This window comes from Sabulibacter ruber (genome assembly GCF_017355955.1).
Classification (GTDB): Bacteria; Bacteroidota; Bacteroidia; order Cytophagales; family Hymenobacteraceae; genus Nibribacter; species Nibribacter ruber_A.
Genome location: NZ_JAFFID010000001.1, coordinates 632,092 through 652,893, shown reverse-complemented (window position 1 = coordinate 652,893; position 20,802 = coordinate 632,092). Strand labels below are relative to the sequence as shown.

General features: G+C 51.5%; 20 protein-coding genes and 2 tRNA genes. 8 read left to right on the top strand and 14 right to left on the bottom strand.

The features are described 5' to 3' along the window. Nucleotides 1–10: 10 nt before the first annotated feature. The 6 genes from dapA to JT719_RS02740 form a co-directional block, all read right to left on the bottom strand. A complete protein-coding gene (gene dapA / locus JT719_RS02765) occupies nt 11–889 on the bottom strand; it encodes a 4-hydroxy-tetrahydrodipicolinate synthase (RefSeq protein ID WP_207430865.1) in 879 nt (292 codons plus the stop codon). 117 nt (nt 890–1,006) lie between these two features. Next, entirely contained in the window at nt 1,007–2,542 is a 1,536-nt protein-coding gene (locus JT719_RS02760; RefSeq protein ID WP_207430863.1) for an MBL fold metallo-hydrolase, read from the bottom strand. A 164-nt stretch (nt 2,543–2,706) separates the two neighbouring features. After that, on the bottom strand, nt 2,707–3,480 hold the full coding sequence (locus JT719_RS02755; protein WP_207430861.1) for a LytR/AlgR family response regulator transcription factor: 774 nt from the start codon (nt 3,478–3,480) through the stop codon (nt 2,707–2,709). Beyond that, nucleotides 3,473–4,561, bottom strand: coding sequence for a sensor histidine kinase (locus tag JT719_RS02750; RefSeq protein WP_207430859.1), 1,089 nt, complete (start codon nt 4,559–4,561; stop codon nt 3,473–3,475). Before JT719_RS02750 ends, JT719_RS02755 begins: the two co-directional genes overlap by 8 nt. A gap of 53 nt (nt 4,562–4,614) precedes the next feature. Then, nucleotides 4,615–5,343 (bottom strand): LytR/AlgR family response regulator transcription factor, encoded by a 729-nt coding sequence (locus JT719_RS02745; protein WP_207430857.1) that lies wholly within the window; start codon nt 5,341–5,343, stop codon nt 4,615–4,617. Nucleotides 5,344–5,358: 15 nt separating this feature from the next. Next, a complete protein-coding gene (locus tag JT719_RS02740; RefSeq protein WP_207430854.1) occupies nt 5,359–6,402 on the bottom strand; it encodes a sensor histidine kinase in 1,044 nt (347 codons plus the stop codon). Nucleotides 6,403–6,609: 207 nt separating this feature from the next. Here JT719_RS02740 and JT719_RS02735 point away from each other — a divergent pair, with 207 nt between their 5' ends. Genes JT719_RS02735 through JT719_RS02725 form a run of 3 tightly spaced genes read left to right on the top strand, consistent with a single transcriptional unit; the run spans nt 6,610 to nt 8,577 of the window. After that, on the top strand, nt 6,610–7,569 hold the full coding sequence (locus tag JT719_RS02735) for an ABC transporter ATP-binding protein (RefSeq protein ID WP_207430852.1): 960 nt from the start codon (nt 6,610–6,612) through the stop codon (nt 7,567–7,569). Nucleotides 7,570–7,571: 2 nt separating this feature from the next. Then, nucleotides 7,572–8,348, top strand: a complete 777-nt coding sequence (locus JT719_RS02730) for an ABC transporter permease (RefSeq protein WP_207430850.1) — start codon at nt 7,572–7,574, stop codon at nt 8,346–8,348. A 43-nt stretch (nt 8,349–8,391) separates the two neighbouring features. Then, nucleotides 8,392–8,577, top strand: coding sequence for a hypothetical protein (locus tag JT719_RS02725; RefSeq protein WP_207430848.1), 186 nt, complete (start codon nt 8,392–8,394; stop codon nt 8,575–8,577). A 13-nt stretch (nt 8,578–8,590) separates the two neighbouring features. Here JT719_RS02725 and JT719_RS02720 read toward each other — a convergent pair whose 3' ends face one another. From JT719_RS02720 to JT719_RS02710, 3 genes are all read right to left on the bottom strand, one after another. Then, a complete protein-coding gene (locus JT719_RS02720) occupies nt 8,591–9,223 on the bottom strand; it encodes an AlbA family DNA-binding domain-containing protein (RefSeq protein WP_207430846.1) in 633 nt (210 codons plus the stop codon). Between the two features lie 43 nt (nt 9,224–9,266). Next, nucleotides 9,267–10,115, bottom strand: a complete 849-nt coding sequence (locus JT719_RS02715) for an SDR family oxidoreductase (protein WP_207430844.1) — start codon at nt 10,113–10,115, stop codon at nt 9,267–9,269. A gap of 144 nt (nt 10,116–10,259) precedes the next feature. Further along, nucleotides 10,260–10,640: a DUF3127 domain-containing protein gene (locus tag JT719_RS02710; RefSeq protein WP_207430842.1), complete on the bottom strand. Its 381-nt coding sequence runs from the start codon at nt 10,638–10,640 to the stop codon at nt 10,260–10,262. Nucleotides 10,641–10,829: 189 nt separating this feature from the next. Between JT719_RS02710 and JT719_RS02705 the strand changes: the two genes are divergently transcribed. Continuing rightward, nucleotides 10,830–11,771 carry an isoaspartyl peptidase/L-asparaginase family protein gene (locus JT719_RS02705; RefSeq protein ID WP_207430841.1) on the top strand — a complete coding sequence of 314 codons (942 nt, stop codon included), beginning with the start codon at nt 10,830–10,832 and terminating at the stop codon, nt 11,769–11,771. Between the two features lie 49 nt (nt 11,772–11,820). Here JT719_RS02705 and JT719_RS02700 read toward each other — a convergent pair whose 3' ends face one another. Next, nucleotides 11,821–12,705, bottom strand: coding sequence for a cyanophycinase (locus JT719_RS02700; RefSeq protein ID WP_207430840.1), 885 nt, complete (start codon nt 12,703–12,705; stop codon nt 11,821–11,823). A gap of 172 nt (nt 12,706–12,877) precedes the next feature. Between JT719_RS02700 and JT719_RS02695 the strand changes: the two genes are divergently transcribed. Continuing rightward, the gene (locus JT719_RS02695) at nt 12,878–13,372 is read left to right on the top strand and encodes a YciE/YciF ferroxidase family protein (RefSeq protein ID WP_207430839.1); all 495 of its coding nucleotides are present in this window, start codon (nt 12,878–12,880) and stop codon (nt 13,370–13,372) included. An 86-nt stretch (nt 13,373–13,458) separates the two neighbouring features. On the opposite strand, the gene JT719_RS02690 is transcribed toward JT719_RS02695, so the two are convergent. After that, nucleotides 13,459–15,258: a M1 family metallopeptidase gene (locus JT719_RS02690; protein ID WP_207430838.1), complete on the bottom strand. Its 1,800-nt coding sequence runs from the start codon at nt 15,256–15,258 to the stop codon at nt 13,459–13,461. Between the two features lie 329 nt (nt 15,259–15,587). Here JT719_RS02690 and JT719_RS02685 point away from each other — a divergent pair, with 329 nt between their 5' ends. Both JT719_RS02685 and JT719_RS02680 read left to right on the top strand, forming a co-directional pair. Beyond that, nucleotides 15,588–17,210 (top strand): L,D-transpeptidase family protein, encoded by a 1,623-nt coding sequence (locus JT719_RS02685; protein ID WP_242693052.1) that lies wholly within the window; start codon nt 15,588–15,590, stop codon nt 17,208–17,210. Nucleotides 17,211–17,865: 655 nt separating this feature from the next. After that, a complete protein-coding gene (locus JT719_RS02680) occupies nt 17,866–18,309 on the top strand; it encodes a helix-turn-helix domain-containing protein (protein ID WP_207430835.1) in 444 nt (147 codons plus the stop codon). A 212-nt stretch (nt 18,310–18,521) separates the two neighbouring features. Here the strand turns inward: JT719_RS02680 and JT719_RS02675 are convergent, their stop codons facing one another. From JT719_RS02675 to JT719_RS02665, 3 genes are all read right to left on the bottom strand, one after another. Further along, on the bottom strand, nt 18,522–19,064 hold the full coding sequence (locus JT719_RS02675) for a heme NO-binding domain-containing protein (RefSeq protein WP_207430834.1): 543 nt from the start codon (nt 19,062–19,064) through the stop codon (nt 18,522–18,524). Between the two features lie 158 nt (nt 19,065–19,222). Continuing rightward, nucleotides 19,223–19,296: transfer RNA gene (locus JT719_RS02670), tRNA-Asp, on the bottom strand. A 234-nt stretch (nt 19,297–19,530) separates the two neighbouring features. Beyond that, nucleotides 19,531–19,604 (bottom strand) — tRNA-Asp (locus JT719_RS02665). 240 nt (nt 19,605–19,844) lie between these two features. On the opposite strand from JT719_RS02665, the gene JT719_RS02660 reads away from it, so the two are divergent. Further along, entirely contained in the window at nt 19,845–20,792 is a 948-nt protein-coding gene (locus tag JT719_RS02660; RefSeq protein ID WP_207430829.1) for an acetyl-CoA carboxylase carboxyltransferase subunit alpha, read from the top strand. Nucleotides 20,793–20,802 lie beyond the last annotated feature (10 nt).

Sequence of the window (20,802 nt, the reverse complement as noted above, 5' to 3'; positions counted from 1 at the left end):
AATCAAAGTCTTAGGACAGGAGCGGGGTAGCGGCATCCAGTACCCGCTGCTTCAGGCTAGCCGAGGCCTGGGCCAAGGGAAGACGTACGTACGGTCCGCAGATGCCCACTTGCTCCAGCACCAGCTTCACACCTACCGGATTAGCCTCTTCGTACATAAGCGGGTTTATTTTCCCGAAGGAGCGTTGCAAAGCACCGGCCTCTTTGAAGTTGCCTTCCAAAGCCAGGCGCGTCATACGGCTGAATCTTTCCGGGAAGGCATTTGCCAGTACCGAGATGATGCCGTCGCCGCCCACTGAGATTAGGGGCACGGTGGTCATGTCATCGCCGCTGATCACCAGGAAACCTTCCGGTTTTTCCTCAATAATGGCCATGTACTGCTCCAGGTTTCCGCAGGCGTCTTTGGTCCCGATGATGTTGGGGTGCTGGGCCAACCGCAGTGTAGTGGCCGCTGTCATGTTAATGCCGGTGCGGCCGGGCACGTTGTAGAGCAATACCGGTACCGGAGAAGCATCGGCAATGGCGGTGTAGTGCAGGAAAACACCCTCTTGCGACGGTTTGTTGTAATACGGGCACACACTTAGTATGGCGTCAATGTCGGTGAAGTCAATCTTTTGGATCTGCTCCAGCACCGACCTGGTATCGTTGCTGCCCAGGCCATATACCAAGGGTTTGCGGCCGGCAATGCGCTCTTTCGCAAAGGCCAGGAGTTGCGTTCTTTCCTCCGGGGTTGTGGTCACGCTCTCGCCGGTGGTGCCGTTCACAATCAGGTAATCGGCGCCGTTGTCCAGCGTAAAATCAATCAATCGGCCGAAAGCCTCTATGTCTACGGACAGGTCTGAAGTAAAGGGTGTTACCAATGCCACACCTGTTCCTCTCAATGCTTGCATGTTTGTTTTCTTGATGAAGTATTTAGGCCGCAAAGATACGTTTTTGCCCCAACAGTTTTAACCCATGCCTAACGTTTGTTCTTAGAAAGAAAAAACGCTTCTCTTTGCCTGGCCCTTTTACTTCTTCAAACTCAGCGGTTGGGCTGCTTTCTGAACCGCCGCCTCCAACTCAGCCCAATCGGTTTCCTCCAGGTGCATGGCAAATACCTTTTTTACTTTCAAGTTTTCGCGCTGCACCGCCTGGGTCAGTTCAGAGACATACTGCGGCATGAAGAACGATTTATCCGGCATACGCTGGGCCAGGTCACTGCCGTAAAGCAGCTGGTGCTCGGGGAAATAAACCATCATCATACGTTCACCGCCTTCACCGCGCACCGGGTACAGTTCCAGTCGGTTCGGGCCGGTCCCGATCACGGTTTTGCCTGAAACCAAAGTAATGTCTGCTTTTCTGGGCTTGGTTTGCAGCAGATCCGGATGCTGGGTATGCGGGGCTTTGAGGTAGCGCTCCAGAATTGGTTTGTTCAGGTCCAGGGCGATGATGGGAATGCCCAACGCCGCATATTCCCGAATGCCGGCGAAGTGCGGCCAGGCATCTGAGGTGGTGATCACGCCTTTGATCTTCTGGTTAGGAAAGCGCCTATTTGCTTCCGCGATGACCTTGCTGGAGTACCCCGACGAGATAGGAGCTTCCAGAATGAGCAAACCGTCTGGTTGCTGCACGATGGCCACATCCCACATGCCGGGTATTTTCACCACCCCGACTGCCAAAGTGTCCGCGGGTTTGTTGGGCAGACCCAGCGGCAAGCTGTCTATGTTCCGAGCGGGTTGTTTCAGGAAAGCCTGTCGGGTTGCCTCTGGAATGGCGAAGGTATCCGCCGGGGCGGCAGGGTTCAGCTTCAGATCCAGAATGGTAAACTCCTCGTACGGTTGCTGGTTTCGCTCTACGTTTCGCTGGCGCGGGTACCGGATGCCGCCCGTCTCCAGGGTCCAGTAAGAGTAAATAGTGCGGGTGGTCACATCGCCCCAACGCCCGATGAACAGGTCATCGGGGTACGAATCGGTGAGGTCCAGGGCGGTGGGAAGGTGGGTATGGGCGTTCAGGAGCAGACGCACGGGGTTGCCGTTCCAGGTAAAGGAGAGAACCTGCTGCGGCACGTTCTGGTAAATTACCTGCTTCTCCAGTTTCAGGTCCTTGGCCAGCAAGGCCGTCAGCAGCAGCCGTTCCGGAGCCAGGGCGAAGGTTTCCTCGGCTTCCCGCAATTGGTTAGGCTTGCCGGGAGCCACCCGCGGTCCCATTTCCTGGGCGGCGGCTCCCTCTGAAATTTTCATGGTAACCGGGCTCCATTCCGGCGATTGGGTGAATTTGCTTTGCGTTTTCCTGAGCAGCCGCTTCTGCGCCACATCCCGCAGTTCATCAACCTGCACGTAAGAGACAATCCAAGGACCCTCCGGCCTTTCGGATTGTTCGGTCCAGTACCGGTGCCCGATGCCGTGGTAGGAAAGGGAAGAGATGGATTTCAGGGCTGCTTCTCCGCCCATCGCGGCAATGGCTTGTTGTACTACCTGCTGGGCTGTAGGGGTGGTTTTCTGTTTCTGGGCGTGGGCATACCCAGTCACGGTGGCCAGCGCTAACATCAAAAGCTTCTTTTTCATAGAGGTAAACGGTTGGGTGGGGCGTTTCAGGCCAGTTTTCTGAAAAATGGCTTTGAAACAGTGCGAAGAACCGGTACTCTAAAAAAGAAAAGAAGGCAATTGCAGCCAACGGCAGAGCCTCACGGCCGATAGCCCATTTAATGCAGTCAGTGGCGGAACAGGCCCTATGATTCCAACTGCTGTTGCAGCGGCTCGCGGCGGGACCGGCTAACTTTGAGTTGGGTTCCGTCCTGCAGCACCGCCACGGCTTCCTGGTTGAAATACGTCTGCAAAGACTGAATACGGTCAATGTTCACGATGGTGCTGCGGTGGATGCGCACAAATTGCCTTGGGTCCAGCTGGGTTTCCAGTTGCTGCAACGGTTCGCGGTGCAGGTATTTTTTCCGGCCCAGATGGATGGCCACGTAGTAGTCCTCGGCCTGCAGCCAGTCAATGTCAGAGACTTTCAGCACTACTTGGCCTTGCGCTTCTTTCACCAAAATTCTCTGCAGGTACCTGGGCGGAGTGGGCGGGGCCAATTGCTGAAGCATCTGGGTCAACTGTAGCTGCAATTGCTCCGCCGAGGGATTTCTTTGGACAAATCGTTTCGCTTTGGAAAGGGTGCGGAAGAAACGCTCGTCATCAAAGGGTTTTAACAGGTAATCTACGGCGTTGGCTTCAAAAGCCTGCAGAGCATACTGGTCATAGGCCGTCACGAACACAATCACCGGCATTTGTCCGGCAGACAGGCGGGAGGCTACCTCCAAACCGGTCATTCCCGGCATCTGGATGTCCAGGAACAACAAATCGGGACGGAGTAGGGATATCTTCTCCAATGCCTCGGCCCCGTGGCCGCAGGTAGCCACTACCTCTATTTCCGGGTCACTTTCCAGCAACAAGGCCAAGCCTTCCCGGGCCAGGGGCTCATCGTCCACTACTATGGTTCTGATTTTAGTCATGGTTAACTGAGGTTGGGAGGATGATCTGGGCTACGGTGCCGCCGCCGGGAGCAGGCAACAGGTGAAATTGCGCAGACTCACCGTACAAGGTCTCTAGGCGCTGACGCGTGTTGCGCAGGCCTATTCCGCTGGCAGACCCAAGGTTTTCAGTTAGCCCAATGCCGTTATCCTGCACCTCAAGAATTAGGTGCTGGTTCTGGGCGGAGGCCGTAATCTGTACCTGGCCACCTGTAAGTTTCTCTTTAAGGCCATGGCGCAAGGCATTCTCCACCAGCGGTTGCAGGAGTAGGGCTGGTACTTTGATTTTCTCGGCGGTGGGGTCTACCTGAATGGAATAAGTGAGGCGGTCCTGAAACCGGATGCCTTCAATCTCCAGGTATTTCTGCACCAGGGCAATTTCCTGGCACAAAGGAATCAACTGCACGTGGGAACTGTCCAGCAGGAACCGCAACAGGTCACTCAGGCCCGCAATCATTTTAATGGCGGTTTGATCCTCGTGTTTGCGCACCAGCATGGAAATGGAGTTGAGTGTATTAAAGAGGAAATGCGGCTGAAGTTGCATTTTGAGGCTTTCCAGGCGGGCATCGCTGAGCTGTTTTTCCAGGGCCAGGGCCCGCGCCTCCCGTTCCCGGTAAAAACGGCGGTAGGTGAATGCGTAACCAATGCCCGCTACCATGGCGTAGATGATCAGCTGGAAATGAAACCAACTGCCCAGATACCCCCGCACGTAATCCCACAGCTCGTATTTGGAGCCCGCGGTGCGGAGCGAGTACGTGAAGAGCGCCTGGAAAGTAGTCTGTAAAAGCGCTACGGCAATGGCAATGGGCAGGTGCCGGGCCAGCAGCGAAGCGGTGGAAACTTGCCGGTGAATCCAGCGGTTGCTCAGCGCCAGAATAAAAGGAGTGTAACAGGCCCAGAGAAAATAGAAGGGGAGTTGCCGCAGAAACGCCTTGCCCAGGGTCACGGGCATGTCGCCGCCCTTCTCCATGAGGTAGTACTGCACCGAGGAGAAGATCCCCAGCAGGCACCACCCCAGGAAGAGCGTCACATACAAGCGGTTTTTCTGCAGAAAGGAAGCCAAGCGATCCGTTTTTAAGCCAATTTGGGAAAATCAGGCCAAATATAGCGCATCGGCTATAAGTTCTTGCTTTCCACCCAGCGCATAAAACTTTCTTTGTAGCTATCGCCAATGGGTATTTCCTGCTCCTTTATTTTGATGCGGCTTTTCTCGATACTGTCAATGTGCGCCAGCGAAACAATGTAAGAGCGGTGCACGCGGGCGAACTCCAGTTCAGGCAACTTCTCCATGATCTTGTTCATGGATAACAGGGTGATAATCTTACGGGACGTGGTGTGCAAGATCACGTAATCCTTGAGGCCTTCAATGAAGAGAATGTCTCTCAGGTTTACCCGCAAAGTCTTGTAATCGGCCTTCACGAAGATGAAATCCTCGGTTTCATTTTGGTGGGTTACAGGGGCGGAAGCCACTGCTGCAGCGGGTTGCAACTGGGCCCGTTCATAGACTTTGTTCACGGCTTTGAAGAACCGGTCAAAGGGGATAGGCTTGAGCAGGTAGTCTACGGCATCCAGGGTAAACCCGTCCAGGGCGTACTGTGGATAGGCGGAGGTGAAGATGACGGCCGGCCGGTTCATTAGCGACTGCACAAACTGCACGCCGGTGATCTCGGGCATCTCAATGTCCAGGAACAGGAGATCGATGGGTTGCCGCTGCAGGATGGCCATGGCCTCCAGGGGACTGGAGCAGGTCTGAACCAGGTTCAGAAACGGGATCTTGCTGATGTAGGAGCGCATGAGGTCCAGCGCGAGCGGTTCATCGTCAATGGCGAGGCAGGTCAGTTGCATACGGCAAGTTAATGGTTAAGATAGGGTATTCAAGACCAGTTTCACGTCAAATTGCTGATTCTGCAGTTGGGTGTCCAGGGTGTAGGCATTGGGGTAGAGCAGTTCCAAACGCCGCCGGAGATTCTGCAAGCCAATCCCGCCAAAGGCATCTTGATTGGGCGTTCGTTTGCTGGTGTTATGTGTGGCGAAGGTAAGTTGGCCGTCCTCGGTGTGCAGGCAGATGTGCATGGGCGCAGTGGTGAGCCCGTGCTTGAACATGTTCTCTACCAGAGGCATAAGTAGCATGGGTGGCAGCAATACCTTAGATACAGTTCCTTTCACGTCCAGGGTCAACAGCTCGGGGTTGGGCAACCGCAGCCGGTGCAGGTCCAGCAGGTGTTCCAGGTGCTCAATCTCCTTTTCCAGGGGGACCAGTGGGGTGTCGGTCTCATAGAGTTGATAGCGTAGCAGCAGCGACAGTTTCAGGATGGCATCGGGCGTGCTGGGGGCGTTCTGGTAGGCCAGTGAGTAGATGTTGTTGAGCGTGTTGAACAGGAAATGCGGGTTCACCTGGGCCTTGAGCAATTCCAGTTCGGTGGTGGTCTGCTGGTGCTCCAGTTCTTTGCGGCGGCGTTCGTTGCGCAGGTAATCGCCGGTTACCTTCAGGGCCGAGCTCAAGAATACGTTCATGATGCCCATGATCGCCAGCTGCACCATAATGGTAGAGAACCTGGTGATGGCCGGCGACTTCCTGATCTGGGCGGCTATCTTAGGGTCATGGGCAGCAATTCTTTTCCATTCATATAACTCAAGGGGCGTACGAAGGGCCGCGAAGGCCGCCAGGGTGAGAATCACCGTTAAAGCGTATAGCACCACTTTATCTTTGGCCAGGATCTTAGGTACCAATACAAACCAATTAAAATAGAACAGGGCCAGGTGAAACAGGAACGTTTGCGCCAGATCTACCAGCTTCCAGGTGATGGGCAGGGAGTTGTACCTGAAGTTGGAATAAAATAGATTGAATACCAGCAGCGCTACCCAAAGCAGCACATGGAGCAGAAGCGGCGTGTGTTTCTTCATCGTTTTCCTGAAAACAAGCCAAAACTACGCATTCACCTACGCTTTCCCGCAGGAACGAAAAGGATTTAGACCAACGCCTGTATTTTATAGATGAACAGCTTGAAATGGGTAAAAGCGGGATTCGTCTACAAGAATAAGGGGTTGGTATAGTTTAGTTGCAGCCGCCGGAGGAACCGCTTTCATTTGAAGCATCAAACCCCTTCGGCTATGAAACACCTTATCCAAACGCAGGACCTGCGCTACCGCTACGGCAGCCGCGAAATCCTGACCGGTTTACACCTGAACATCCCCAAAGGCAGCATCTACGGGTTTCTGGGACCCAACGGGGCCGGTAAAACCACCACCATTCGCCTGCTGTTAGGGTTGCTCAAACCATCGGGAGGCTCAATTCAATTGTTCGGGAAGGAACTGGGCCGGAATAGGGTGGAGGTGCTCCGGCAGATTGGTGCCCTGATTGAAGTGCCCAGCCTGTACCGCCACCTTTCCGGCCGAGACAACCTGGAAGTTTTGCGCCGCCTGCTGGGCGTAGACAAGAAGCGGGTGGAGATCGTGCTGGAGATTGTGCGGCTGCAGCAGGACGCCCACCGACCGGTGAAGCATTATTCCCTGGGCATGTGCCAGCGGCTGGGCATCGCGCTGGCGTTGCTTTCAGACCCCGAGCTGCTCATCCTGGACGAGCCTACGAACGGCTTAGACCCCAGTGGCATCCGGGAAATGCGCGAACTGCTGATTGACTTGAACCAGGAGCATGGTAAAACCATCTTTCTGTCTAGCCACCTGCTCAGTGAAATTGAGAAAACGGTCACCCATTTGTCTATCCTGCACCAGGGCAGGCTCTCGTTTGAAGGCTCGGTGCAGGAACTACGGCAGAAAACCTTACCTGCAAGAGTACTGGAAGTGGAGGTAGATAATGTCCTGTCAGCAAATGAAGTACTGTTATTGCAGGGGTACGAAGTGGAAGCTTTGCCAGGTAACCGATTACGCGTTTCCGTGCCGGTCAAGGAAGCCGTGGGGCACCTGAACCGCTTGTTGGTGAACCATGGAATTACGGTGTCTGGCCTGGTTTATGCCCAACAGAGTCTGGAAGAAGTTTTCCTTTCCATGACCCAGCAAGAATTACCGGCAAACTCTATCCTTACACAAACCTCACCTCTTTGCCTTGTTTAAAAATGGAAACTACGGTTACTTATTTGCGGCGCGGACTTTCCGCTGAGTCGCTTAAAATCAAGAACTCCTGGGCGCTGTGGCTTTCGGTGTTGGCCCCTCTCTCGGTGGTGGGTATGACGTTTCTGGTCTTCTTTTTCCGGGGCGATCGAATTCTGAAGCCGGGGGCAGACCCGTGGTTTCATTGGGTAGGGAACAACTTCATGGCTACTTCCCAGTTGCTGCTTCCCATGTTCCTGGCCTTGGTAACGGCGCTGGTGAACGGCATTGAGCACAATTCCTACGGCTGGAAACAGCTGTATGCCGCTCCCGTGCCCAAATGGACTGTCTTTGTAAACAAGTACCTGTTGCTGTTGTGGCTCACGCTGGTGTCGTTTGTCACGTTCTGGGCGGGTTTGTTGGCGGCCGGGTACCTGCTGGGCTTCCTGAAGCCCGAGTTTGGGTTCCAGCATTACCAGCACGTGGCCCACATCAGTATAGGCGCTTTTCGCATCTTCCTGGCCTCGTTGTTCATCCTGACCCTGCAGTTCTGCATCAGTTTTCAGTTCAGAAACATCGCGGTAAGCATCGGGTCGGGGATAATGTTTGTGCTGGCGTTCCTTATTGGTTCCAGCTGGGAGCACATTGGCTATTACCCGTACAGCTGGCCTTTCTTTGCGGCTAACACCTCTACCTCAAAAGAAGCCCACTTGTTTGTGCCCCAAATGTGGTACAGCCTGGGTTGTAGCGCGGCGCTCCTTGTCCTAGGCACCTGGTATTCCAGCAAAAGAGTGCGGCAATAGTTCTTCGGCTAGTTTTCTAAAAACAGGCTTAAAACCAATTCAAATGAAAGTTTTATTTACCCTTGGGGTGGGTGTGCTGTTGGGCTGGCTTTCTTCTATCTGCGATGTAGAAGGACAACTTGCCCTGGAGCAGCACCAGGCTGACCTGGAATCCATCCTGCAGTACCAGGCTGCCGCCGAGAACGGGGAGGAGGAAGTGGTGCGTTCTGGGCTGTTTGTCTGGCCTTAAGGTACTTTGTACCTCAGAAAAGTGTGTAGTACGGTTCTTTTTCCTTGTCATAAAGCCTGATGCGGCCTTGCAACACCATGATGCCTAACAGGCGCTGAAGTTGGGGTTTAGGTAAGCTACCAAGCTGCATGAAATCTTTGAGGGTGAGCCGGCGGAATCTTTTGAGCAGCTCCAGAATACGTTCCTGCTGGTGGTCAACTATTTCCTCCAGGGTCTCAGTAGCCGGCTCCGGGGAGGGCAGAGTTCCTTCCACCAGATTGGTCTGCACACTCTCGTCTTTCACCCTGATGTAACTGCGCCAGTCATCTTCTTTCACTTTGGCTAAGTGAGGTTTAGTAGTACTTTCCGGTATGATCACTTTAAGTACGGTGCCCTCGTCCATTTCCACTTCCTGGTAGAAGACCTGCACCGGCGGATCACAGAAAGAGTTCACGGCCAGGTTCAACGTGTGCATTTCCTCTTCCGGGTCTACGCCGGTAATGGTGCCGTTGTCCTGCACGCCCACCAAAATCTGACCGCCCCGGGCGTTGGCAAAGGATACAATGGTGCGGGCAATGCGGGCCGCATGGGCAATAGTCTTCTTGAACTCCAGGGTTTCGCTTTCGCCCTGCATGATCAACAAATACATTTCCTGGGTTCCTTGCATGCCGCTGTGCCTCCTGTTTTAAGGGTGAAAAAAGAAAAGCAGCCTAAAATCCCGTCTGCTCCGCACTGATGTCCCAAAGCCGGCGGGCCAGGTGGGCGTTGTTGGAATCGGCGGAGGAGTTCACCTGGCGGCTGTTCTTGAAGTACTTGCCGCTTACGTGCTTTACGTACGGCGAGGTAGCCAGATACACCGAGGTTTGGGCACCCTTAGCCGGCGATTTCATGAACAACCGGCTCAGGAGCATCAGGCTCTTCACAAAGATATTGCTGTTCTTCCCAAAATTGGTGGCCACCACGCCCGGGTGCAGGCAGTTCACGGTCACATTGGTGAACTCAGTTCGGCGGGCTAGTTCATAGGTGAAGTAGATGTTGGCCAGCTTGGAATCTGCGTAGGCGGTTATGGCGCTGTATTTCTCGGGCTTGCCCGCGTGCTCAAAGTCCAGTTGCCCCAGCCGGTGGGCTTCTGACGTCACGTTGATCACCCGGCCTTGCTCCGAGGCCAGCAAAGAATCCATGAGCAGGTTGGTGAGCAGGAAAGGAGCCAGGTGGTTGGTGGCCCAGGCCAGTTCCCATCCGTCTACTGTGGTTTGCAGGGTGCCGGGAATCAGGCCCGCGTTGTTGATGAGCACGTCAATGACCGGGTAGTTCTCTTTTAGTTCTTCGGCTACGCGCCTTACCTCCTGCAAAGAAGACAAATCTGCCAGGTGGAGCGATAGCCTGGCCTCTGGTACTTTTTTCTGGATATCGGTGATGGCCTGCTGGCCTTTCTGGGCGCTCCGGCAAATTAGTATCACGTGGGCCCCTTGCTGGGCCAAGGCTTCGGCGGTGGCTTTTCCAATGCCCGAGCTTGCGCCCGTCACTACCATCACCCTCTGGTCTGTTTGTGTTGTCATGTCCTCTGCTGATCCGGCTTCTCGGGGATATTGGGCACTACGGAAAAATCTGGGTTTTAGCTGTGTTCTGTCAAAAATAGGCCCAAAACGAAAAATGCGGCCTTTTCGGGGCCGCATTCTCTTGTATGAGGAAGCAAATATTCCTTAGAAAGGAAGGTCGTTGTCCATGTCGTCGCTGATGAAGGAGCTGCTGGATTTAACCGGCTGCTGGGCGTAAGGGTTTCCTGCGGCTTGTGGCTGGGCGGCACCGGCGTGCTCTACTCTCCAGGCCTGCAGGTTGGTGAAGTACATGGTGGTGCCGTTTTTAGTGAACGGTTTACCGCTCAGGTTGAAAGCAACCTTCACTTCATCGCCTTTTTTGTAGTTATCAAGAATACCGCACTTGTCTTGGGTAAGCTGAAACTTGGCATATTGCGTATAAGAGCCGTCTGGAATCTCCAACACGAATTCACGTTTCCGGAATTTTTCGCTCACTTGGGTTTCGTCAAAGATTTCGTGCAATCTTCCCTGTACATCAAAAGACATAGGTGATAATTTTAATATGATTAGTAAAGTAAACTCTACAAATATACAAAGAATAGGGGGTTTAGATTCCCCTTCGGGGACATTAATTTATCCACCGACCCATGGTATTTGCAGAGGCTTTTCACGTGTATTTTGCCTATCGTTTTGTCCCTCAAACCAGAACTTCTAGAAAAGTAGAAAGAGAACCTTATGGAGAAAAAGCAATCCTTTGCCCTGGCCCTGCACGGCGGGGCCGGCACCATTACCCGTGCTTCCCTAACCCCCGAACTGGAGAAAGAATACCGCACCGCCCTACGGCAGGCCCTGGAGGTGGGGTATAACATCTTGCGGGAGGGAGGTTCTGCCTTAACCGCCGTGGAAGCCACCGTAGTGAACCTAGAGGATTGTCCTTTGTTTAACGCCGGGCGCGGATCGGTCTTCAACAAACTGGGTTTCCACGAGATGGATGCCTCCATTATGTGCGGCAGGAACCTGGAAGCCGGAGCCATCACCGGCGTACGAAACATCAAGAACCCCATTTTGCTGGCCAGCGAAGTCTTGCACCATTCAGACCACGTGTTCCTGAGCCACCCCGGGGCCGAGGAGTTTGCCCGCAACCAGGGCCTTGCTTTTGAGCCCGATGCCTATTTCTTTACCCAGCAACGCTACGACCAGTGGCAAGCCCTGCGCGATTCTGATGTCTACATGCTGGACCACTCTGAGACTGAGGAAAAGAAATTCGGGACGGTGGGAGCCGTGGCGGTAGACCTGGAAGGGAATCTGGCGGCGGCTACCTCTACCGGGGGCATGACCAACAAGAACTTCAACCGCATTGGCGACACTCCTGTTATTGGAGCCGGCACTTACGCCAATAACAAGACCTGCGCTGTTTCCTGCACAGGCCACGGCGAGTACTTTATCCGGAACGTGGTGGCGTATGACATTTCCTGCCTCATGGAGTACAAAGGCCTGTCTTTAACGGAGGCCTCCAACCTGGTAGTGCACCAGAAACTGAAACAGCACGGCGGCGAAGGCGGGCTGGTGGCGGTAAGCTATACCTGCGAAGTGGCCTTGCCGTTCAATTCTGAGGGCATGTACCGGGGCAGCTGGGTTGCGGGGCAGGAACCAACTGTGGCTATTTACCAGGAGTAGCTCTTTTGGGGCTGCTTTCCAGAAAGTAGCCCCAAAACCCTTGGGAACTCTATTCCTCCAGGGCGGGCAGTTTCTTGCCCACGCAGAACTTGCGTTCTTTTATATCATAGTAGTTGCCCAAAGCCAACACGTGTACCCTGAAATTCTCAATGGAAAGGGGAGTGCCTGGGGCGGTGTAAGACGTATTGTTGTGTTTGATGTGGTGGCCGTCTACCACAATCACCAGGTTAGAACCAATGGTTTCTATAAAGTTACCCTGGCTGATCAGGACGCCGGTGTCTTCGCCCAACCCTATGCCTATTTTAAAAGGGTGCGTAGCTACGGCTTCCATCAGGCGGCCGAATCGGCCACGTTTCACGAAATGCGAGTCAAAAATGACGTTGGCCTGAAAAGACAAGCCACGGTCCAGCTTCACTGATCCTTTCAGGAGCGCCCTGGAACTGCTGCCGCCCGTGATCATGATGTCTGACATGGCCATGGCGCCGGCGCTGGTGCCCGCAATCACAAAGCCCTCCTCGTAGTGGTACCGCTGCAGCAGAATCTGGTGGAAGGCAGAACCCAGGAAAATCCGGGAAAGCCGGGACTGGTCGCCGCCGGTGAACATCACGCCGCTGGCCTTGCGCAACCGCTCCAGGTACTCGGGTTTGAGCACATCGGCCTCTTCCCTGATGTCCATGACGTTCACCTGCTTACAGCCCAGTACCTGAAAGGCATGCAGATACAGGGCCCCCAACTCCTCAGGGATCATGGAAGCAGTGGTGATGACTTCAATTTGAGCCTCGTGGCCCCCCATTTCATCAATGATGCGCTTAAGAATACCTAGCTCAAAAAAATTCAGGTGGAACTGTTTTTTTGCTCTGGGGTAGGTGCCTTTGTCTTCGTTTCCGCCTACGGCGATGAGAATGCCCTTGGGAGCCTGCTCAAATTTGGTCATGTATGCTGTAATCTGATTCTTTTGGGCTTATACGGTGCAAAACCGGGCAGTGACTAAACAATTTGGAAACCTGCCCCGGCAGCAGAAGTTCTTGAATTCTTTTGAACTAGGCAAAAAACGCATCGTATAGAAAATATACTTAGTGGAGATTTTCACCTAAAACTGTATAGCTATGAAATTAACATCATTGAATGACTTGTTCATCCACCAGATGAAAGATCTGTACAACGCAGAGCAGCAAATCATGAAGGCGATGCCTGAAATAATGCAGAAGGTATCTAACCGCGAGCTGGCCTCCGCAATGGAACAGCACATGATGGAAACCAGAGGCCAGATTGAGCGGCTGGAGCAATGCTTCCAGATTCTGGGCATGAGTGGTTCCGGTGAAAAATGTATGGCCATGGAGGGCATCATTAGAGAGGCCCGCGAGTTCCTGACCCATGACGCCGATCCAGAAGTGATGGATGCCGGTATCATTGCCTGTGCCCAGCGCATTGAGCACTATGAAATTGCCGGTTACGGCACCGCCTGTACCTACGCCAAGTTCTTAGGCCACAACGAGGTGCTGGACCTGCTCAAAGCCATTCTGAACGAAGAGAAAATGACCGACGAGAAACTGACCGTGATTGCTGAGAGTACAGTGAACAACAGAGCTGAAAATCACTAATCAAAGCACCTGATTTCAATAAGGAGGCCCGCCAGAGAGATTCTGGCGGGCCTCTTTAGTGATAAAAGCAGCGCTGTTGTAGCGGCTTACTGCAAAAGCGGGTCCAGGGTGCTGGTAGAAACCGCGTGATAATTAGGGCGCGCTTTCCGGTAAATGTCTCTTGCCCTGGTTTTTCCTTCCTCTGTTTGCAGCAATGCTTTGTACAAGGGCAACAGAAACTTCCTTCTGCCTACTCTCACCAGAAACGCCTCCAAGGCAGGGTAAGCCATTTCATAGCGGTGTTTAATGGCGTGCCGTAGCCACTCTGCCTGGATTTCTGCGTTCCCGGAATCTGTGAACCCAAAGGCCTGGTTCAGCTCCTGCATTTGAGATACGCTTAGCTCCCTGGGCAGATTGGTTAAGAAATATAGCCACTCATGCGTGCTCCAGTCACCAGTGGCGAGGTCGCGGGCCGAGGTGCCTTGCTGCCATTTCCCTAGTTCCTGGGCTACTTTTTCAAATAGAACCGCTTTGGTGGGGGGAGTTCCCTGCGGTAAGCCGGGGGTATGTATCCAGCCCTCTGCATTTATTTTTTGTCTGAGCTCTTCATCTCCGTTTATCAGCTCATTTTCCAGGAACAACTCAAAACCGGCCGTATCCATGGACTGGAACCGGAACGTACCAAAGTATTTATTGACAAACGCATCGAATTGTTCGCGCCCCACCAACTTTTCTATGTGGCGGAGAAAGTAATTGCCCTTCTCGTAGGCAATCTCAGTGAGGCCTTCGTCTGGGTCGCGGTTCTCCAGGTTCAGTTTGAGGCAGGTGTCCTGGGGTTTGTCTTGGAGGTCCTCCAGGGTGTGGAGCAAGTCCTGGTAGCCCAGGGTGTGCAGCATTTCGGCGTAATCTTGGCCGTACAAGGCTTCCATGATGCGGCGCTCAAAGTACACGGTAAAGCCTTCGTTGAGCCAGAAGTCGTTCCAGGTGGCATTGGTGACCAGATTCCCCGACCAGGAGTGGGCCAGTTCGTGCGCCACCAGGCTGGTGAGCGAGCGATCTCCGGCAATGATAGTAGGCGTGGCGAAGGTGAGCTTGGGGTTTTCCATGCCGCCAAACGGGAAACTGGGCGGAAGCACCAGCAAATCATAGCGGCCCCACAGGTAAGGACCGTATAAACTTTCCGCTGCTTCCAGCATTTTCTCAGTATCGGCAAACTCATATGCGGCTGCCTCTATGGAGGAGGGCTCGGCGTACACACCGCAGCGGGTACCCAGGGGCGCAAAGGTTAGATCACCCACCGCTAAAGACAAGAGGTAGGAGGGAATAGGCTGCTCCATCTTAAAAAAGTACCTGCCGCTTGCGTCTTTTTCCTGCGGATTGTCGGCGCTCATGAGGGGCAGCAGATGTGAAGGCACCTGAACTTTGGCTGTGTAGGTAAACCGTATGCTGGGACTGTCCTGGCATGGCAACCAGGTGCGCGCCAGAATTGCCTGGGACTGGGTAAACAGGAATGGGTGGGTTTTACCGGCGGTTTGGCTGGGTTCAAGCCACTGCAGGGCAGCAGCCTGAGGGGTGGTCTGGAATTGAATCTCTACCCGGTTTGAGGCAGGCTGAAGCGGAATATGCAAGGCTTGCCCCAGGAATGGCTTCTCCTCGGTTAAGATAAAATCCACGTCCTGATCAATCCCATCTACCCGCACTTCGGTGATGTGCAGGTGACGTACATCAAATATCACTTCAGGTGCATCTTGGTGGTTTATCTGGTAAAAACCGGTGCCGGTGAGTTGCTTTTTCTCAAAGTCAACCTGCAGTTCCCAGTCTACGTGGGTGATACGGGCAATCTCGGGTCTGGAAAAGGAATGAGGATCCTGGGGGAAGGTAGTGGGTGTGCTATTGCTAAAATCCATTTTGAATGAGTTTGATATCTGTGGTTAAAACATTTTGCCCTTTGGCAGGTTCTTTGGTGTTACTGAACATAATACGTTTAGAAAGGCATTCCTAAATCCTGAACAAGCTGATTCGCTTATCTGGGTTTAGCTGTTTTAGGGCTGTTTTTCGGTTTTAAAGCAAGAAACATGTTGGTTTATGATTGTAAGCAAAGTACAATTTATTATGTGGGCTATCCCTTAACTTTTTAGGCCTTTCTCAGTATAAGTAACAAACTCCAATGATAGGTAGAACCTCTATGAAATTAAATAAAATCTCTCTTTGTTTTTTCCTGTTTCTTATAATGACCATGGCACTGGTGTCAGCCTGCGCCAAGTCTGGCGATAAGCAGCAAAAGAAAGTAGCGCTTGCTGCTGCCAAAGAGTTTCCTCAACAAACCGACAGTGTGTACGTGGTGAACTTCACCAGGAGCGATGCAGACTTCAAAGAACACCTAAACCTCATGAAACTCTTTTACCGGGAGCGCCAGTACCGGTTCGCCTGGTTTAAAGACGGGGAGTTGGTGCCCCAGGCCTACAAGTTGGTGGAAGTAATTGGTAGAGCCCATGAAGAAGGCCTCAACCCCAATGACTATGCCCGCAAAGACTTGAAGGGAATGTTTCAACGGCTGGAGCAGGCCAAGAATGATTCTACCCGCCACAAGCTGCAGGAAGAACTGGATGTAACCTTAACCGCCTCTTACTTTGATTATGCCACTGACTTCTACAAGGGAACCGTTGACCCCCGTAGCATGGATAACATTGAGTGGGAGGTAAAACGAAACAAAATAAAACTGCACAAAGCGCTGCAGACCATTCTGAAGGAGCGGGAGAGCCGTTATCCTTACTATGAGTTTGAAGCCCTGCACGACGGGTACATCCGGCTCAGAACGGCCCTGAAACAGTACCGCCAAGCCAAACAGGAGGGGGGCTGGCCTAAAATTGAGCTGGCTACTAAAATGCTGAAGCCCGGTGATTCTGCGCAAGCCGTATTAACCGTGAGACACCGTATCCTGGGCAAACCCGCTGAAAACACCCCGCAAAACCGGGTATATGATCCTCAACTTGCCGCCGCTGTGAAGAACTTCCAGATCAGGCATGGCTTAAAACCCGATGGGGTAGTAGGAGGGGAGACCTTACGTGTCATGAACATCCCGATTGAAGAAAGGATTGACCAGATTATCCTGAACATGGAGCGGTGGCGTTGGGTGCCCAAGCGCTTTGAGGATAAGTATGTGTTTGTGAACATCCCTGAATACATGTTGCACGTTTTTGAAAAAGGGAAGGAAGTGTTGAACATGAAAGTGGTGGTAGGAAAGGAAATGCATGCTACCCCGGTCTTCAGTGATAAACTGGAGTACATTGTGTTCTATCCTTACTGGAACATCACACCGCAAATCTTAACCGAAGAGATTGCCCCAGCCCAAGCCCAAAACCCCAACTACTTAGCCCGAAATGATATGGAGTTGGTGAAAGACATAGGTAACAATAAGGTGCAGGTATTGCCTGCTTCTTCGGTAGACTGGTACTCAGTTGACGAGAATTTCAAATACCGGGTACGTCAGCGCCCGGGAAGTAAGAACCCATTAGGGTTTGTGAAATTCATCTTCCCGAACGAGCACAATGTTTACCTGCACGATACCCCGTCAGATCACCTGTTCAACCAGGCCGAAAGAGGTTTCAGCCACGGCTGTATCAGGTTAGAGAAGCCATTTGAGTTGGCGCAGTACCTGCTGAAGGATCAGAAACAGTGGACCCCTTCTGCCATCAAAGCAGCCATGCACGGAGGCGAAGAAAAGTATGTGAATCTCTCTGCAAAAGTGCCGGTGTACATTGTATATTTCACCGCTTGGGTAGACGATGCCGGTGCTGTACATTTCCGGGATGATGTCTACGGTCACGATAGGGATTTAGAAATGGCTTATTTTAGATAATAGGTTGTAAGGTTCTCTGTAGAGCTCTAAAAGAAGAGGCCCCGTTCCTGCTCAAAGTATGAGCAGGAACGGGGCCTCTTCTTTTGCCAAAACCAAAACAGCTTTCCTGAATATTTTAAATGTGCAACTTAGGGTTTAGTTGCATTGGCATGTAGATCTGTCTTGAGGTAGGCCATTACATTTACCGCTTCTTCCCAACAAGAATTCAAAAACTGCTTTATTGATACATCTTACTCACAAGGTGGAAGAGTAGCAGATTAAAGGAAAGGATAAGTTAGACCTAGTGCTTCAAACCCATTCCCCTTTGTCAATGTGGCAGACCTGGTGTTGCGGTAGTTAAGAGAGAAGCACTAAGGTTACCAAATCCTAATAATTAATACAACAAGGTCTGAATTGATAGCTTATACAAATTTAAACCCAGTTTACAATTGTATAACAAATGTAAACTGGGTTTAAATTTGTTATATTGCGAATACATTAAATAGGATGGTTAGGTTTCTTTACAGCGTAAGTGATTATGCTTGAACATATTAAGGTTGTTTATTCAAGTTGCACTTAAGTTTAGGGTGTAAGCTTATCAACTTAAGCCTTTTATTCCGAACAGGGTTAGCGTTACATTTAGATAGCATCCTTTTCTTACCTACTCAAGACCAAAGTGGCAGAATTACTTTCCAGGATTACCGAAATACTTAGTTGGAGCTCATTGGGACCAGCTACTTTTGCCGACGAGATTGGGGTGGCAAGAGCCGTGATAAGCCATATTTTGTCTGAAAGAAACAAAGCCAGTTTAGAGGTGGTGCAAAAGATTCTGGCCCGTTTTTCAGAAATCTCCCCAGAATGGCTACTGCTGGGCCAGGGTGAAATGCTAAAAAGGTTAGATGAAAATAGGGCTACCGAAGCCACTAGCTCAATAGAAACCCTAGAAACCCAGAAGAGCTCAGAAGAGCTTCATTCGGCTCAAAGGAATGAGAAAGTGCAATTGCCAAATTCTCAAATAAAAGGAGTGAAGCAGCAACTCGCCTCTGAGGAAAGAAAAGTAATAAAGGTTATTCTCCTGTATTCAGACGGAAAATTCGAAAGCTTTGATCAACCCAATTAGTATTTTGCTGCCTGGCAACCGCAGCTGAAAGCAGTAGTAGGGCTTTATACAAATTGAATTTAAAGAAGAGGTGCTTTGTGGGTATAGGCACACCTCAGGCATGGGGCACCGGTAAAGTTGAAGCCCCCGTTCAGTCAAAGAATAGGAAGGCCTTCTTTCTAAAGGGTTCTCTGGTCAGGTAAAATAAAAGCAGTTTGAATTGAAGGATAGTGCTATGAGAGCATGGACACATCAATCAGGTAAACTCCATCTTCTGCCGTTTGGGTTAGGTGGAGATGGAGTTTAGGCAACTCTCCGTAGTGGTTTGCAATCCCTTTGATTACACCTACCCCCAACTGAGGAATATTCCTTTTAGATCTATAGATTATCTGCAGAGATTTAGGGCCCTTCCGGGTTATCTCCAAAATAGGAGGGGTAACTTCTGGGTTGTTGGTTCGCACGGCATGGTGCATGGTGCGTTCTGTGTGCTCCAGAACATCCATGGTTCTCCAGGCCGGATCTATATAGGCTTTGTACACCTTCAACAAGTTGGGGACAAGCGCGTACCCAAATCTCTCCAGAAAAGTACCCGGTTCTGCATCCAACTCCTTAATAGCTTCTCCCACCAGTGAAAAAACAATGGAGTCAGGATATACCTGCGTGGCATCTATCGATAATCCTTCTGCATTGGCTTTCCTGGAAATGTTGTTCCAAACGGCAAACCCATGTTCTTTGATAATATACTTCTCAAATTCCAGCAGAATAAAGCCGTGCATATACAGTAGGTGGAAGGGTAAGTGTCTAACTTTAAGCTTTGGCTTATACGAAACTTAGACGGCGTGAGATGGAATAGCCTTAGCCTGTTAAGCATAAGGCTAATAAGTAGAAAAACAGGAAAGAAATAAAGAAGCCTCTCATTTCTGAGAGGCTTCTGCGGTCCGGACGGGACTCGAACCCGCGACCTCCGCCGTGACAGGGCGGCATTCTAACCAACTGAACTACCGGACCAACTTTTTATCTTCTCAGGACCTGCTGTCCCGTTTTGATGGTGCAAATATGTAGAGTTAAATTTTACGATGCAACTTTCTGCATCAAGAAACTTAACTTTTTTTCTGGTTTGTGCCTTTAGTTCTGTTTTGAACCTGTTTTAAGCAAATCAAGCCCAAAAACTGAGGCGAGCCTCCTGCAAGGCTTCCTAAACGAAAGAGCACAAAAAAGCCTCTCATTTCTGAGAGGCTTCTGCGGTCCGGACGGGACTCGAACCCGCGACCTCCGCCGTGACAGGGCGGCATTCTAACCAACTGAACTACCGGACCAACTTTTTATCTTCTCAGGACCTGCTGTCCCGTTTTGATGATGCAAATATGGGGGGTAGATTTTTACCACACAAGGGGCAAACCTAAAAATAGGCAAATTTATATATGCCTGAACAGGTAACAGGTTCATTCTCAAACCGAAAATTTTCCTTAAAAACTTGAAAAAAGTCCTGCTACTAAACTTTGCAAGTTTCGTTTACCTTTGTAGTCACACTTTAGCTAAACGTAAGGGGCATTAGTATGCTATTAGATTTTGAACAACCCATTGCTTCCCTGGAAGGGAAACTTGCCGAAATGAAGAAACTGGCCTCAGAAAGCCAGGTAGACGTAAGCGAGGCAGTTCAGGCATTGGAGGAAAAAATTAAGACGCTTAAGAAAGAAACCTACGCCAATCTTACCCGCTGGCAGCGGGTGCAGCTCTCACGCCACGTAGAGCGGCCTTATACCTTAGACTATATCAATGGCTTGACTTCTTCTTTCATTGAATTACACGGTGACCGCAACGTGCGCGATGACAAAGCCATGGTAGGTGGTTTTGGTGAGATTGAAGGAAAAACAGTCATGTTCATTGGTCAGCAGAAAGGCCGTAACACCAAAGAGCGCCAGTACCGCAACTTCGGGATGGCTAACCCAGAAGGTTACCGCAAGGCATTACGCCTCATGAAACTGGCCGAGAAATTCAATAAACCAATTATTACCTTTATTGATACGCCGGGTGCTTTCCCAGGTCTGGAAGCCGAGGAGAGAGGACAAGGCGAAGCCATCGCGCGCAACCTTAAAGAGATGTTCATGCTGAAGGTGCCTGTGATCTGTATCATCATTGGCGAAGGAGCCTCTGGTGGTGCGTTGGGCATTGGCATTGGAGACCGCGTTTACATGTTGGAAAACACGTGGTATTCAGTTATCTCTCCGGAGTCCTGCTCTTCTATCTTATGGCGCAGCTGGAACTACAAAGAACAGGCCGCCGAAGCTCTCAAACTGACGGCCAAAGACATGCTGGGCAATAAACTGGTAGACGGCATCATCAAAGAGCCCCTGGGAGGCGCGCACGTGAACCCAGAGAAGATGATCAGAACCTTGAAGAAAAAAATCCTTTCCACTTTAGAGGAGTTGGAAGTTATTCCGGCCGAAGAACGTATCATGCAGCGCATTGATAAGTTCGGGCAAATGGGCGTGGTAACGGAGTAATTCCGTTTAC

What these genes read in the sequence shown, in the direction of transcription:
- dapA (WP_207430865.1), bottom strand. Translation starts at nt 889, where the DNA reads ATGCAAGCATTGAGAGGAACAGGTGTGGCATTGGTAACACCCTTTACT.
- JT719_RS02760 (WP_207430863.1), bottom strand. Translation starts at nt 2,542, where the DNA reads ATGAAAAAGAAGCTTTTGATGTTAGCGCTGGCCACCGTGACTGGGTAT.
- JT719_RS02755 (WP_207430861.1), bottom strand. Translation starts at nt 3,480, where the DNA reads ATGACTAAAATCAGAACCATAGTAGTGGACGATGAGCCCCTGGCCCGG.
- JT719_RS02745 (WP_207430857.1), bottom strand. Translation starts at nt 5,343, where the DNA reads ATGCAACTGACCTGCCTCGCCATTGACGATGAACCGCTCGCGCTGGAC.
- JT719_RS02740 (WP_207430854.1), bottom strand. Translation starts at nt 6,402, where the DNA reads ATGAAGAAACACACGCCGCTTCTGCTCCATGTGCTGCTTTGGGTAGCG.
- JT719_RS02735 (WP_207430852.1), top strand. Translation starts at nt 6,610, where the DNA reads ATGAAACACCTTATCCAAACGCAGGACCTGCGCTACCGCTACGGCAGC.
- JT719_RS02730 (WP_207430850.1), top strand. Translation starts at nt 7,572, where the DNA reads ATGGAAACTACGGTTACTTATTTGCGGCGCGGACTTTCCGCTGAGTCG.
- JT719_RS02725 (WP_207430848.1), top strand. Translation starts at nt 8,392, where the DNA reads ATGAAAGTTTTATTTACCCTTGGGGTGGGTGTGCTGTTGGGCTGGCTT.
- JT719_RS02720 (WP_207430846.1), bottom strand. Translation starts at nt 9,223, where the DNA reads ATGCAAGGAACCCAGGAAATGTATTTGTTGATCATGCAGGGCGAAAGC.
- JT719_RS02715 (WP_207430844.1), bottom strand. Translation starts at nt 10,115, where the DNA reads ATGACAACACAAACAGACCAGAGGGTGATGGTAGTGACGGGCGCAAGC.
- JT719_RS02710 (WP_207430842.1), bottom strand. Translation starts at nt 10,640, where the DNA reads ATGTCTTTTGATGTACAGGGAAGATTGCACGAAATCTTTGACGAAACC.
- JT719_RS02705 (WP_207430841.1), top strand. Translation starts at nt 10,830, where the DNA reads ATGGAGAAAAAGCAATCCTTTGCCCTGGCCCTGCACGGCGGGGCCGGC.
- JT719_RS02700 (WP_207430840.1), bottom strand. Translation starts at nt 12,705, where the DNA reads ATGACCAAATTTGAGCAGGCTCCCAAGGGCATTCTCATCGCCGTAGGC.
- JT719_RS02695 (WP_207430839.1), top strand. Translation starts at nt 12,878, where the DNA reads ATGAAATTAACATCATTGAATGACTTGTTCATCCACCAGATGAAAGAT.
- JT719_RS02690 (WP_207430838.1), bottom strand. Translation starts at nt 15,258, where the DNA reads ATGGATTTTAGCAATAGCACACCCACTACCTTCCCCCAGGATCCTCAT.
- JT719_RS02685 (WP_242693052.1), top strand. Translation starts at nt 15,588, where the DNA reads ATGGCACTGGTGTCAGCCTGCGCCAAGTCTGGCGATAAGCAGCAAAAG.
- JT719_RS02675 (WP_207430834.1), bottom strand. Translation starts at nt 19,064, where the DNA reads ATGCACGGCTTTATTCTGCTGGAATTTGAGAAGTATATTATCAAAGAA.
- JT719_RS02660 (WP_207430829.1), top strand. Translation starts at nt 19,845, where the DNA reads ATGCTATTAGATTTTGAACAACCCATTGCTTCCCTGGAAGGGAAACTT.